17 protein-coding genes are annotated in these 12259 nt (G+C 46.1%); 8 read left to right on the forward strand and 9 right to left on the reverse strand.

Going from position 1 to position 12259, the window contains the following annotated elements; genetic code table 11:
- Positions 1–13: 13 nt before the first annotated feature.
- A complete protein-coding gene (locus F6K57_RS08965; RefSeq protein ID WP_293066726.1) occupies positions 14–1732 on the reverse strand; it encodes a peptide ABC transporter substrate-binding protein in 1719 nt (572 codons plus the stop codon).
- A gap of 67 nt (positions 1733–1799) precedes the next feature.
- Entirely contained in the window at positions 1800–2144 is a 345-nt protein-coding gene (locus F6K57_RS08970) for a hypothetical protein (RefSeq protein WP_293024134.1), read from the reverse strand.
- Positions 2145–2252: 108 nt separating this feature from the next.
- Here F6K57_RS08970 and F6K57_RS08975 point away from each other — a divergent pair, with 108 nt between their 5' ends.
- Complete coding sequence (locus F6K57_RS08975; protein WP_293024131.1) at positions 2253–3449, forward strand: transposase; 1197 nt, start codon at positions 2253–2255, stop codon at positions 3447–3449.
- A 504-nt stretch (positions 3450–3953) separates the two neighbouring features.
- Here the strand turns inward: F6K57_RS08975 and F6K57_RS08980 are convergent.
- Both F6K57_RS08980 and pyrF read right to left on the reverse strand, forming a co-directional pair.
- On the reverse strand, positions 3954–4961 hold the full coding sequence (locus F6K57_RS08980) for a hypothetical protein (protein ID WP_293024128.1): 1008 nt from the start codon (positions 4959–4961) through the stop codon (positions 3954–3956).
- A 10-nt stretch (positions 4962–4971) separates the two neighbouring features.
- On the reverse strand, positions 4972–5661 hold the full coding sequence (gene pyrF, locus F6K57_RS08985) for an orotidine-5'-phosphate decarboxylase (protein WP_293066749.1): 690 nt from the start codon (positions 5659–5661) through the stop codon (positions 4972–4974).
- A 65-nt stretch (positions 5662–5726) separates the two neighbouring features.
- Between pyrF and F6K57_RS08990 the strand changes: the two genes are divergently transcribed.
- The 4 genes from F6K57_RS08990 (at position 5727) to F6K57_RS41905 (ending at position 7607) form a co-directional block, all read left to right on the forward strand.
- Positions 5727–5918 (forward strand): hypothetical protein, encoded by a 192-nt coding sequence (locus F6K57_RS08990; protein ID WP_071105647.1) that lies wholly within the window; start codon positions 5727–5729, stop codon positions 5916–5918.
- 470 nt (positions 5919–6388) lie between these two features.
- Positions 6389–7039 (forward strand): Uma2 family endonuclease, encoded by a 651-nt coding sequence (locus F6K57_RS08995; protein ID WP_293019768.1) that lies wholly within the window; start codon positions 6389–6391, stop codon positions 7037–7039.
- Between the two features lie 87 nt (positions 7040–7126).
- A complete protein-coding gene (locus F6K57_RS09000) occupies positions 7127–7303 on the forward strand; it encodes a hypothetical protein (protein ID WP_293019717.1) in 177 nt (58 codons plus the stop codon).
- A gap of 106 nt (positions 7304–7409) precedes the next feature.
- On the forward strand, positions 7410–7607 hold the full coding sequence (locus F6K57_RS41905; protein ID WP_293019716.1) for a cyanobactin class RiPP: 198 nt from the start codon (positions 7410–7412) through the stop codon (positions 7605–7607).
- Here F6K57_RS41905 and F6K57_RS09005 read toward each other — a convergent pair.
- A complete protein-coding gene (locus tag F6K57_RS09005; protein ID WP_293066731.1) occupies positions 7568–7738 on the reverse strand; it encodes a hypothetical protein in 171 nt (56 codons plus the stop codon). The genes F6K57_RS41905 and F6K57_RS09005 overlap by 40 nt on opposite strands.
- A gap of 173 nt (positions 7739–7911) precedes the next feature.
- On the opposite strand from F6K57_RS09005, the gene F6K57_RS41910 reads away from it, so the two are divergent.
- Positions 7912–8109: a cyanobactin class RiPP gene (locus tag F6K57_RS41910; protein WP_364301995.1), complete on the forward strand. Its 198-nt coding sequence runs from the start codon at positions 7912–7914 to the stop codon at positions 8107–8109.
- Between the two features lie 241 nt (positions 8110–8350).
- Here the strand turns inward: F6K57_RS41910 and F6K57_RS09010 are convergent, their stop codons facing one another.
- From F6K57_RS09010 to F6K57_RS09020, 3 genes are all read right to left on the reverse strand, one after another.
- Complete coding sequence (locus F6K57_RS09010; protein WP_293066734.1) at positions 8351–8587, reverse strand: hypothetical protein; 237 nt, start codon at positions 8585–8587, stop codon at positions 8351–8353.
- 120 nt (positions 8588–8707) lie between these two features.
- Positions 8708–8833 (reverse strand): hypothetical protein, encoded by a 126-nt coding sequence (locus F6K57_RS09015; protein ID WP_293019713.1) that lies wholly within the window; start codon positions 8831–8833, stop codon positions 8708–8710.
- 135 nt (positions 8834–8968) lie between these two features.
- A complete protein-coding gene (locus tag F6K57_RS09020) occupies positions 8969–9097 on the reverse strand; it encodes a hypothetical protein (protein WP_293066737.1) in 129 nt (42 codons plus the stop codon).
- Positions 9098–9122: 25 nt separating this feature from the next.
- Here F6K57_RS09020 and F6K57_RS09025 point away from each other — a divergent pair, with 25 nt between their 5' ends.
- Positions 9123–11291 (forward strand): PatA/PatG family cyanobactin maturation protease, encoded by a 2169-nt coding sequence (locus F6K57_RS09025; RefSeq protein ID WP_293066740.1) that lies wholly within the window; start codon positions 9123–9125, stop codon positions 11289–11291.
- On the opposite strand, the gene F6K57_RS09030 is transcribed toward F6K57_RS09025, so the two are convergent.
- Positions 11251–11499: a hypothetical protein gene (locus F6K57_RS09030; RefSeq protein WP_293066743.1), complete on the reverse strand. Its 249-nt coding sequence runs from the start codon at positions 11497–11499 to the stop codon at positions 11251–11253. The two genes, F6K57_RS09025 and F6K57_RS09030, sit on opposite strands and share 41 nt — an antisense overlap.
- Positions 11500–12067: 568 nt before the next feature.
- Here F6K57_RS09030 and F6K57_RS09035 point away from each other — a divergent pair.
- On the forward strand, positions 12068–12259 hold a 192-nt coding region (locus F6K57_RS09035; protein ID WP_293066746.1), incomplete at its 3' end, for a sporulation protein.

Here is a 12259-nt window from a genome sequence, read left to right on the forward strand (position 1 = left end):
CTTGATATAACTATCACTTCCGCTTCCAATCCATAATGTTCCAAGTATTGGTATCCCATGGTGTGAAGTCATAACCTTCCAACTGATTGCTAAACCCAGCTACGTCAGCCCGATGGACAATGGGCAAAACTACCACATCATCTTTAACCAGTAAGTCATTCATCTGGATAAAGATTTTTCGACGTTTTTCTGGGTCTAACTCCTTTGTAGACTGCTGCCAAAGCTGATCGTATTTCGGATTACAGTAGCGAGAGTGATTTTGCCCAGACCATTGATTAGCTTTCTGGGAAATTTCATCACAGGTATAGGTTTTCAGATACGCACCAGGGTCAGGACTATCATTCCCTGTGGTGTACATTTGTAGGTCAGCATAAAAGCGTTGATTAGTATCGGTGTTGGCTGGATCACCAGAGAAATAAATACTGGCATCAATACTCTTGAGTTCTACCCCAACCCCAATCGAGGCTAGGGTCTGTTTAACAATTTCCTGGGTCTTCTGGCGGACAGGATTGACCGAAGTCTGAAACAACACGGTCATCTCGACCCCATCCTTATCCCGAATCCCATTACCATTGGTATCTTTCCAGCCTGCTTCTTCCAACAAGGCTACCGCTTTTTTAGGGTTAAATTCATAGGTAGTATTAGGGGAATTATATTGCTCTGGTAACACTAAGAAATTCCCTGTGGCTTTGCCCGTTGGTCCATAAAGCTGTTGAGCAATGGTTTCCCGGTCTAGGGCTAGGTTAAAAGCCTGACGCACCCGCTTGTCTTTCAAAAACGGATGGGGGAATTTGAGACTAGACCGTTCTCCAGACGGAGCTTGTTGATTGGGGTCGGTTTGATTCATTAAAATCCGTTCTACCAACGCCCCAAAGATAGCCACGACTTTACCTTTACCCCCTGCTTCCAGTCGCTTCAACACCGGTGCTTCCACTTGCAGATTGTAAGCATAATCCCCATCACCAGTTTGTAAGACTGCTCTAGCAGCAGAGGTAGCATCACCACCGCCTTTTAATTCTACTCGCTCGAAATAGGGTTTATCCCCTTCTCGGAAGTTAGGGTTTGGCTGATAAACTACGGTATCCCCTGGCTTAAATTCTACGACCTGATAGGGACCGGTTCCTACAGGCATCAAGTTGGCTGGCGCTTGTCGTGCATTGGCACCATTGAAATCTTGATATAAATGGCGTGGCAAAATCATGCCAGCACTACCGGAAAAGACTAAAAACCAAGCTGGATTAACATCCTTGAAGTTGACTTTGACTGTATAGTCGTCGATTGCTTCAACGTTTTTGATAGTTTTATAGGTACTAGCACTAGTCGAGCCTACTGCTGCATTGGTGATGAATTCGTAAGTGAACACCACATCAGCAGCGGTGAAAGGGGTGCCATCGGACCACTTTACATTGCGCTTTAGTTTCCAAGTCACCGACTTACCATCAGCCGCAATTCCACCATTCTCTACCGTAGGGACTTCTGCTGCCAAAAACAGCACCATCTCCCCATTTTTGTCATAACTAGTCAGGGGTTCCAGGGTAATCCGACTGGCTTCGGAATCCTTGTAACCATTGGAAAGATGAGGATTGAGGATAGTGGGTGCTTGCCAGTACAGTAGCTTCAAAGTACTGTCCTGGTTGGACTGTAAAACTCCACTATCAGGAGAATTACAGCCAGTTAAACACAGAATACTCAATAGAATCAGGATATAGTATCTAGTCAAAAATCGTCCCACCAACTTTTCTCGTTCACATAAATTTGCCGCAATTGTTGCAATTCTGCCTCAAAAAGTACACCTTTGACTAGACCAACCAATTTTCCCCACTGATAAAGATTAAGCTTTGAGGAAGCTTGCTTAAACTGCTGGGCGTAGAATCGGCTCCAAAAACCCAGGGATTGCTTGGATTTGTGCCTTTTCGCCGTTTAAGCCAGCGGTCGTAATCTCCAGTTTTTGGGGGGTCTACCCCTAAAATTGGCGGAAAATCGGCGTAGCTGACAAATTGACTGACACCTTTGGCGTGTACGTAAACAACGTGCTGCCAGCAATCGATGCGATAAATTTCCTCTGGTTGGATATTAAAAAACAAGGCTACCGTATTTTCAGTGACCGAAAATCCTGAGGGCGCAAGCCCCTGAATTCTATTCATGGGGTTAGCCCGAACGGGAATTTATTCCCTAACTGTTCGGGGACTTTTAAATCTAGATTGTAGTCTATAATAGTAAGTAAAGTAAGAACCCAAGGAGGTGATACACGAGTGTTGGTCATGGAGTTCAAGGCTGTTCTCAAAGAGCCTCAAAGGTTGGCAATAAATGAAGCCATTAGAACGGCTCGCTTTGTCCGCAATAAAGTACTTCGGTACTGGATGGACAATCGTGGTACAGGGAAAAAAGAACTCTATCGTTACAACACTCAACTAAGAGACGAATTCAAGTTTGTCAGAGACCTCAACAGTCATGCTTGTCAGGCATCAGTTGAGAATGTAGAACGCGCTATCAAACGTTTCTTTGATAATTGCAAGAATAAAATCCCTGGGAAGAAAGGTTATCCCCGTTTCAAAAAGCATTCTAGGTCAGTCGAATATAAGCAATCTGGATGGAAGTTATCCCCAGATAAGAAGTCTATAAAATTCACAGACAAGAAAGGCATTGGGCAAGTCAAGCTCAAAGGCACCTGGGACTTGTGGTGCTTCGACCAGAAGCTAATTAAGCGAGTTCGGATTGTTCAAAGAGCCGATGGGTACTATGTCCAGTTTTGCGTCAAGGTAGATAACTCAGAACAGCTAGAAGCTACTGGCTTTACTGTGGGGTTAGATGTCGGATTAAAAGAATTTTACACTGATTCTGATGGCTATGCTGAACCTAATCCTAGATTCTATCGCAGTGGAGAGAAACAATTAAAATTTTATCAACGTCGAGTTTCCCGAAAGAAGAAAGGCTCTGCTAACCGGAAGAAAGCTATCAATAAACTAGGTAGACAGCACCTCAAAATAAGTAGGCAGCGTGAAGAACATGCCAAGAGACTGGCACGTTGCGTAATCCAATCTAACGATTTGGTCGCTTATGAAGATTTGAGGGTTAAAAATTTAGTTAAAAATCACTGTCTCGCTAAGTCTATTAATGATGCAGGTTGGTACCAGTTTAGGGAATGGTTGGAATATTTTGGGCAAAAGTTTAGGCGGGTAACTGTTGCAGTGAACCCTGCTTATACAAGCCAAAATTGCTCCAGCTGTGGCAAAGTGGTCAAAAAATCATTATCTACTAGAACCCATGTCTGTGAATGTGGATGTCAGCTAGACAGAGACCACAATGCTGCCAAAAATATTTTAACTAGAGCCTTAAGTACGGTGGGGCACACCGGAACTTTACTTAACGCTTGGGGAGAATTGGCCTCTACTCTTCCTGATTCCGGTCTGGTTGAGCAAGTCAGCTCGTTGAACCAAGAATCCCCCTGATTCTATCAGTGGGGAGTGTCAATATACTTCTATGGATAAATTAGCCAGGACGTTTGATGTAATGGTTCAGGACTTAGTCGAGATTGTAGAAGAGTAAAGGAAACCAGCTAGTGTTGGCAAATGCGTTCCCGTAGCGTGACCTTTCGGGCAAAGCCCAACGCTTCGCGAACGGTCAATCGCATTTTTGATTCACATACATCTCAATAATTCCTTGAAAATTGCTAAATTCTTAAATCTTTCTAAACTTAAGCTATCAGCTATCAGCTATCAGCTATCAGCTATCAGCTATCAGCTATCAGCTATCAGCTATCAGCTATCAGCTATCAGCTATCAGCTATCAGCTATCAGCTGATGCGCAATCGGTGCTTTTGAATAAAATAAGCTGACAGCTGACCACTGACGGCTAACTACTGACGGCTGACCACTGACCGCTGACCACTGACCGCTGACCACTGACCGCTGACCACTGACCGCTGACCACTGACCGCTGAATGCTTAGCCATCTCAAGGATCGGAATTGACGGGATTCTGTTCAAAGGATCGAATTGTCCCAGCACGACAATCCCGCAGCCAAGTCTTAACCGCTTGACCAATAACACCATTAGTACTTTCCCGTGGCGGTGTGGGAAGTTTGCCTTCTGAAACAGAACCAATACGGGAAAAAATCATCACTAAGCGCCAACCATCAGAGCTTTTGGTCAAAAATAGCCAGTGATAATTCTGAAGCTCTACAGCTTTATCCTTGAAATACTTGCGCTCTAGGGTAGTTAGAAAGATTTGTTCAAGTGCTTCGGTATCTGTTGGGTTAGGTACGGTCGTGGATTGAAACGACTTAAGGGGCAGAGGTTCAAACTCTGGCTTTCCTGCCACGATGACATAACTGAAATTGTCCAGAGTCGAGTCTGAGCGCCGCGCTCTCTGAATCACTCGATTGGCATAGCTAGGTAAATCCTTAAGCAATAGGGAGGTTAAGGTTTCCACCTCTACCGAACAGGTTTGATCGGGTGAAGGTTCAAGGTTGGCAGGTCGGAAGAACCTTGAAGGGTTAAGGTTGGGAGGTTGGAGGTTAGTAGATTGTTCGCGTAGCGTGGCCAATAGGCCAAGGTTGGCAGGTTGTTCGCGTAGCGTGGCCAATAGGCCAAGGTTGGCAGGTTGAAAGTTGAGAGGTTGAAGGTTGGTAGGTTGAAAGTTGATAGGTTGAAAGTTGATAGGTTGGAGGTGGTTTGGTTGTTGGGCTTTGGTGTTCGAGTAGGGTAGGTTGAACAGTAGACCTCTTTCAAAAGTAGTTTTCTGATACTGTTCTTGATGCAATAGCGAGTGGGGGTTTCCCCCAAGACCGCGCTGCATTGCTTTTCGTGAATCCTTGTCCACTGTTCCCTGTTCCCTGTTCCCTGTTGCCAACTTCTGAAAGAACGCTAGTTGAAACTGTTCTGGGAAACCTTCCAGGTTCAACTTGCTAAGGTTCAACCCATTAATCTGTAATCCCAAGTAAGCAATGAGAAGTAATCCCATCAGCTGAAAGCTATACACTAGTACCAGCTAATTCCTCACAAATCCTATTCCAGGCAGCCACTGGGTCGTCAGCAGCGGTAATTGGTCGCCCTATGACTAGGTAATCTGCACCAGCTTGTAGAGCAGCTACTGGGGTCATTGCCCGTCGTTGATCACCTTGTTCGGACCATTGGGGGCGTACTCCTGGACAAACCAGGAGAAAATCATCACCACACACTTGTCGTAGCTGTGATACTTCCATGGGGGAGCACACTGCCCCATTCAAACCTGACTCTTGAGCTAGTAGTGCCATTTGTAAGACAAATTCGGGCAACTCGATCGGAATTTTCAGGTCAAAGGCCAAATCCCGGGAATTGAGACTGGTCAGTAGAGTAATACCAATTAACTTCGGGGGGGGACATCCCGCTGTCAAAGCTCCCTCAACCGCCGCTTCAGCCGCTCGTTTAAGAGCATTGCGACCAGCAACGGCATGAATGGTGATTAAGTCCACACCATAGGCGGCTGCAACCCTTGTTGCTCCAGCTACCGTATTGGGGATATCGTGAAATTTAAATAAAGCCAAAAATAAACATCTACACAAAAGGGTGGACTGAATAGGCTTGAGCCGGATGAGTGTGAAAGTCTCAAGTCCGGTTCTTAGGGGAGGAGGAGATGGTAACATCTCCTGCCTTACCCGCCAAACGTCCACGGGAAGAGCCAGCCAACGGATTTTGCGAGGCCGGTGTGGCTGGCTCTTGGTCCCCAGTACAAGGAGATACATAGATTATGTCTTACCATCAACGCCTACATCCATGGGTGATTATTAGGCTGCTATCGAAGATGCAACGGGTCGTTGTTGCTCGTTTCCGCAAGCGTTCAGATGCCGAGGGCCATTTAAAGGCTTTGAAACGGTTGATGCCGGATGCTGAATTTATTATTATTTTTGATCACGGCGAGCCTATAGAGGAAGAGTTGTAAGGAATCAGCGGTCAGTTATTAGCTGCGTAGGGTGTGTTAGGGACGAGCTCACCCTAATTTTGCGCCTCAACGCCCGGGGAACAGCCCGTCCCGTAACGCACCACCAAAACAGCAAATATGAAATGCATCCGTTTAATCTGAGCTATCAGCTATCAGTACACATAATTTAAGTAGGGTGGGCAAAGTTTTATGGTATCGAATACTGATTTAAACCCAACTTTTTTTGCCCACCCTACAAGCTAAAACTTAGAGTAAATTGAGTGTAAAAAAAAACGAATTCAAGTAGGGTGGGCAAAATTATATTATCTAGAATACTGATTTGAACCCAACTTTTTTTGCCCACCCTACAAGCTAGCTTATGCGATCGCACTTTTGCCTCTTGCCTCTTGCCTCTTACCTGCTCCCTGCTCCCTGCTCCCTGCTCCCTAAAAACCCAAAACTTTGTACTTAACTACATTGCAAACCGCTCTATGACTATTTCTACCCTACCCTTAACCATACCCCCCCTAGAAAACGGCGACACACTCACCCGTTTTGAATTTGAGCAGCGCTACGCCGCTATGCCCGAGATCAAAAAAGCTGAATTAATAGAAAGATGTGTGTATATGACTCCTGCTGTTCATGCTAAAGCTCACGGTAAACCCCATGCTCACATTATGGGATGGCTGGTTGCCTACGAAGCGGTTACTACTGGTGTAGAAGTTTTGAATAACTCTACCGTGGGTCTAGATGCTGACAACGAAGTCCAACCCGATGCTCTGCTGCGCATCGAGGAAAATGGACAATCTACGATCAGCAACGACGACTATGTCGAAGGGGCACCGGAACTGATTGTTGAAATTGCGGCCAGTAGCGCGTCGTATGATCTACACCAAAAGTTCAATGTCTATCGCCGTAATCAGGTGCAGGAGTATTTGGTCTGGCGAGTGTATGACCAAGAATTGGATTGGTTCTGTTTACAAGAGGGGAAATATATTGCCTTGCAACCTGATCAATCAGGCATTCTCACTTCAACAATTTTCCCTGGTTTGTGGCTAGCCAAATCCGCCTTATTATCAGGAGATCTAGGCACTGTGTTAGGGGTTTTACAAGAGGGAGTAGGGAGTAGGGAAATAGGGTGATAGGGAGATGGGGAGATAGGGAGATAGGGAGATTTTAAGCGATCGCATAAATACTCGTAGGGTGGGCATTGCTGAACATGATCTTTATTGAACGACGAGCAATTAAATAGCAATGCCCACCAACACCTTGCCTGTTGCTGCTTGACTCCAATACTCCCCATCACCCCATCACCCCATCACCCCAACTCCCCACCCTTCCTCCTCCCGACTCCTGATTCCCGATTCCCGACTCCCTACTCCCGATTCCCAATTCTTAATTCTTAATTCTTAATTCTACATTCCCAACTCCCCATTCCCCTTGACTCTCCGCCCTTATCCAATGGTATTCTAACCACTAGAAATAACTAAAAATAAAGAGGAGCAAAACAAAATGGGCAAAAAGAAATTACTCCCTGGCCAAAAATCTCCCATCCTACGTTCCACCACCGCAAAGCCCATCCCCGGCTTGACCGAAACCGAGCTGACGACTGGATGGGACGGGCAAGCCCAGGGGCTCCAACCCGCCCAACAGTGTCAAACACTACATAGTTATGCCTGTCCTCCTTTTGCCGGAGACGATGCGGAGTAAGACTCAGTCGATCTAAAGAAGCGGCAAATTGCATCAAAAGTCTTTTTTATAACGGCTGCTACTAGTTTCGTAGAACAGGCATCTTGCCCATTGCTCCTGTTACAATTCTCCCCATCTCCCCATCTCCCCATCTCCCCATCTCCCCATCTCCCTACTCCCAATTCTAAATTCTAAATTCTAAATTCTTAATTCTTAATTCTTAATTCCCCACTGTAAACAATTGTAAACCCCCCTTGACTCCCCGCCCTTACCCAATGGTATTCTAAACCCTGTAACAAACAAAATCTAACAGGAGCAAAAGCAAATGGGAAAGAAAAAACTCTTGCCTGGCCAAAAATCTCCCATCGTACGTTCCACCACAGCTAAGCCCATCCCCGGCTTGGAAGAAACAGCCCTGACGGAGGGCATGGGAGGCACCACCAGCCACGGTGTTACCCCTTCCATAAGTGCACCACCGGGGGTCACTTTTTCATTTCCTTTTGCGGGGGAAGGGGACGAGTAATAATCACTCTATCACAGTTAATGCAAATTATCTCAAAAGTCTTTTTTTTCATTGCTGGGCGGTCGATTGGCCGCAATAAATTTGCGGGAAACCCTTGCTACTTCCGGGTCTTCCGATACCTGGCACGGCTGGGTGTTTGCTCGATGCTTGCCCTGGTGAGACTTTTTTGACAAAGAATCAGATAGAGAAACCCCAGCTATTGGGGTTTTTCGTTTTAAATAGGGGAATCGGAAATTAAGAATTAAGAATGAAGAATGAAGAATTGAGAATTAAGAATTAAGAATTTGGATACTTGTAGGGTGGGCATTGCTTCCGAAAGATCAGGCATGGAACGGCGAGCAATTAAATAGGCAATGCCCACCAATACCCAATTAGAATCGGGAATCGGGAGTCGGGAGAATCGGGATACTTGTAGGCTGGGCATTGCTTCCGAAAGATCAGGCATTGAACGGCGAGCAGTTAAAAAGGCAATGCCCACCAATACCCAAGGTCTGACTATTTGATGGTAAGAATCGGGATACTTGTAGGGTGGGCATTGCTGAACATGATCTTTATTGAACGGCGAGCAATTAAATAAGCAATGCCCACCAATACCCAATTAGAATCGGGAATCGGGAATCGGGAATCGGGAGGAGTAGATAGTCAATGTGTGACTAGTTGATGGTAATATTTGGCGGGAACGGGCATCTTGATAGCATAGGCATCTTGATAGTAGAACAGCCATCTTGGTAGTAGAATAGGCATCTTAGTGGAACGGGCATCTTGCCCGTTGCTGTAAAATAGTGATCTTGCTGTGGAATGGGCATCTTGCCCGTTACAATAGATAGATAGTCGGGCGGGCAAGATGCCCACTCTACTGCTATTGATCCTTGGTCGCGGGCAGGATGCCCACTCTACTGCTATTGATCCCTTGATTCAGCAACACCAAAATTCTCCCCATCCCCCCATCTCCCCATCTCCCCACCTCCCCACCTCCCCATCTCCCCACTCCCCATCCATAACCTTAAAAAAAAATGCCCGACCTCTCCACCATCCCCGGCTTCACCGAACTCCAAACCCACACCACCGGTGATTCTCGCCTTCTGATCGCAGTATTAGATGGTTCAGTAGACTTAGACCGAGCCTGTTTCCAGGGGGCAAAGCTGAGTCGAATTACCCCCTTTTGGTCACAAGAACTGGTCATTGACCCCGATCTGATCAAAGTCTTCCGAGAGATTAATCAGTTAGATGACTTTGACGACGACACCAAAAAAGAAAAACTAGAAGCCGCTATTCCGGACGACCGGATTCGTCATCGGATTTTCTGCGATTTCCATGCCACCCATATTTCCAGTACCATGTTTGGACAACCAGGCTCTCCCGTTGAAGGGATTGCCCCTGGTTGCCGAGGCATTAATATCCCCATTGCTCGGGATGGGGAGAACTTCATCAACCCCCTGAACCTAGTTCATGCCTTTAATCAAGCTTTGGAACTGGGAGCGAATATTATTCACTGCGCCGCCTGTCACCCCACCCAATCCGGTGTCGCCCATGAACTGTTGGAAAAAGCAGTGCGTCAAGCCCAGGAGAATAATGTTCTGGTGGTTGCCCCTGGTGGTAATGATAAAGGGGAATGTTGGTGTATTCCGGCAGTTTTGCCAGGAGTTCTAACGGTTGGAGCCTACAAAGATAATGATCAACCGGCCAAGTTCAGTAACTTCGGTGGCCAGTATAATCAACAAGGGGTGCTGGCTCCGGGAGAAAATATTCTGGGGGCACAACCGGGAACCGATGAAGCAGTGCGGAAAAAAGGAACCAGTTGTGCGGCTCCGGTAATTACGGGAATTTCCGCCTTGTTAATGAGTTTGCAATTACAACAAGGGGCAGCTCCCGATGCGGAAGCGATTCGTGCTGCTATTACCAATAGTGCCATTCCCTGCGACCCAGAAGAAGTAGAAGAACCAGAACGCTGTTTGCTGGGCAAGGTTAATATTCCCGGTGCCTTTGAGTTAATTACCGGACAAGAATTAGCAGCCAAAGGTGAAGGGTCAGAGATTACTAGTCAAGGCTCAGAGGATAAAAGTACGATTGTTTTTATATCGTCTAAGGAAGGGAATCGGGAATCGGGAATCGGGAATCGGGAATCGGGAATCGGGAATCGGGAATCGGGAATCGGGAATAAAGGGAACAGGGAACAGGGAATAGGGAATAGTGGAGAAGAATTAACGGAAACAGGAAGAGAAAATCAATTAACCTTATCTTCTGATGGGGTTAGCGATAATAATATCACCGCTAATAATATCACTGCTGATAATATCACTGCTAATACTACAGCAGCCAATAATATTGTGCCGAGTGCTGGGTCAAACCTGGTCTATGTGATGGGAACGGTGGGGTATGATTTCGGAACAGAAGCAAGGCGGGATTCTTTTAAGCAGTTAATGCCACCGGTAGAGGTCAACGGGGTAATGGTTCCCCCCAACCCCTACGATGCCAGGCAAATGGGAGATTATCTGGGTCAGAATCTCTATGAAGCGAAGTCTTTAATTTGGACGTTGAACCTAGAACTGACCCCCATTTATGCCCTGGAACCGGTGGGGGCATTTGCCGATGATACCTACGCCACCTTGCAGGATATGCTGGCCAGTGAGGCATTGCCAGAAAACGATGACGAGTATATAGAACGGGTGAGTATGGCGGGACGGTTGAGCCGGAAAACTGTCAAACTGTTTTCTGGACAAGAGCTGCCGGTGTTGAAGCTTTATAGTCCCCGGGGCATGTACGGCTGGACAATCAACACCTTAGTGGATAATGCCATCGAAGCCGTTCGTCAGGAACAGCAGAATGCTGATGAAGCGGCAATCCGGAAGTCTTTGACGGCATTTCTACATCGGGTCTATTATGACCTACGGAACTTAGGACAAGCTGACCGCGATCGCGCTATCAACTATGCCGCAATTAATGCCTTCCAAGCCGCCGAAAGTATTTCCGAAGCGGTAGCTATAGGCATGGAACTCCATAGTATTGAAGTAGAGAAGAGTCCCTTCTGTCGTTATGATAGCAACTGTTGGGATGTAAAACTGAAGTTCTTTGACCCAGAAAATGGTCGCAGAGCCAAGAAAATCTATCGCTTCACCATTGATGTGATTGATCTGGTGCCAGTTACCTTAGGTCACGTGCGTTCTTGGTCCGTACCGAAGTAGGGAGTAGGGAGTAGGGAGTAGGGAGTAGGGAGTAGGGAGTAGGGAGATAGGGAGATGGGGAGATGGGGAGATGGGGAGATGGGGAGATGGGGAGTAGGGAGTAGGGAGATGGGGAGATGGGGAGATGGGGAGTAGGGAGTAGGGAGATGGGGAGATGGGGAGATGGGGAGTAGGGAGATGGGGAGTAGGGGAGAAAGCGGTCAGCCAAAAGCTGTCAGCCGTCAGCCAAAGCTTATCTCTTTTATTGAAAAGCTGATAGCTGATAGCTGATAACTGATAGCTGATAACTGATAGCTGATAGCTGATAACTGATAACTGATAGCTGATAGCTGATAGCTGATAGCTTAAAAAAAAGCAAAAAAAAATGGGGAATAAAAAGTTAGTAAAAACCTTCCCCTCAAGGAAAAGCTAAAGACTAGAAGATGAAAAAACTAGGATATCCAAGAAAATATGATTACATCTAACGGTAGCATAAAGTAATTCAAAACGTCAATAGTTTGTTTGTGAACTTTTATGTTTAGGATTGTACTTTTATCTAGGAATGTTAATAAATTTAAACAGAAATCGAGTTAAATCCAGTATAGGCTTCTGTGTAGGAATTGTGATAATTTTTGATACCATATTCCCGACTCCCGACTCGCTACTCCCGACTCCCTACTCCCTAATCCCGATTCCCGACTCCCGACTCCCTACTCCCGATTCCCGACTCCCTACTCCCTAAAACTCCAGAATCATAGATTAAGCTAGTAGCAAAGTTAGCTAAAAAACTAGAATCTATGTTCAAAAAGCTATTAGCTCAGGTTGGCATTGGAGCAGCAAAGGTAGATACACGTTTGTACTTTGATTCCCTAGCTCCTGGGGAAATGGTAGAAGGGGAAGTTTATATTACTGGGGGAGATGTTTCCCAGAAAATTGATGATATTTATATTTATGTGGTTACGGAATACTTGCGGGAAGAAGAAGATACC

Origin of the sequence: Moorena sp. SIO4A5, from assembly GCF_010672005.1 — a bacterium.
In the GTDB taxonomy this organism is placed as follows: domain Bacteria; phylum Cyanobacteriota; class Cyanobacteriia; order Cyanobacteriales; family Coleofasciculaceae; genus Moorena.

What these genes read in the sequence shown, in the direction of transcription:
- F6K57_RS08970 (WP_293024134.1), bottom strand. Translation starts at nt 2,144, where the DNA reads ATGAATAGAATTCAGGGGCTTGCGCCCTCAGGATTTTCGGTCACTGAA.
- F6K57_RS08980 (WP_293024128.1), bottom strand. Translation starts at nt 4,961, where the DNA reads ATGGGATTACTTCTCATTGCTTACTTGGGATTACAGATTAATGGGTTG.
- F6K57_RS08990 (WP_071105647.1), top strand. Translation starts at nt 5,727, where the DNA reads ATGTCTTACCATCAACGCCTACATCCATGGGTGATTATTAGGCTGCTA.
- F6K57_RS08995 (WP_293019768.1), top strand. Translation starts at nt 6,389, where the DNA reads ATGACTATTTCTACCCTACCCTTAACCATACCCCCCCTAGAAAACGGC.
- F6K57_RS41905 (WP_293019716.1), top strand. Translation starts at nt 7,410, where the DNA reads ATGGGCAAAAAGAAATTACTCCCTGGCCAAAAATCTCCCATCCTACGT.
- F6K57_RS09005 (WP_293066731.1), bottom strand. Translation starts at nt 7,738, where the DNA reads ATGGGGAGATGGGGAGATGGGGAGAATTGTAACAGGAGCAATGGGCAA.
- F6K57_RS41910 (WP_364301995.1), top strand. Translation starts at nt 7,912, where the DNA reads ATGGGAAAGAAAAAACTCTTGCCTGGCCAAAAATCTCCCATCGTACGT.
- F6K57_RS09015 (WP_293019713.1), bottom strand. Translation starts at nt 8,833, where the DNA reads ATGGCTGTTCTACTATCAAGATGCCTATGCTATCAAGATGCCCGTTCC.
- F6K57_RS09025 (WP_293066740.1), top strand. Translation starts at nt 9,123, where the DNA reads ATGCCCGACCTCTCCACCATCCCCGGCTTCACCGAACTCCAAACCCAC.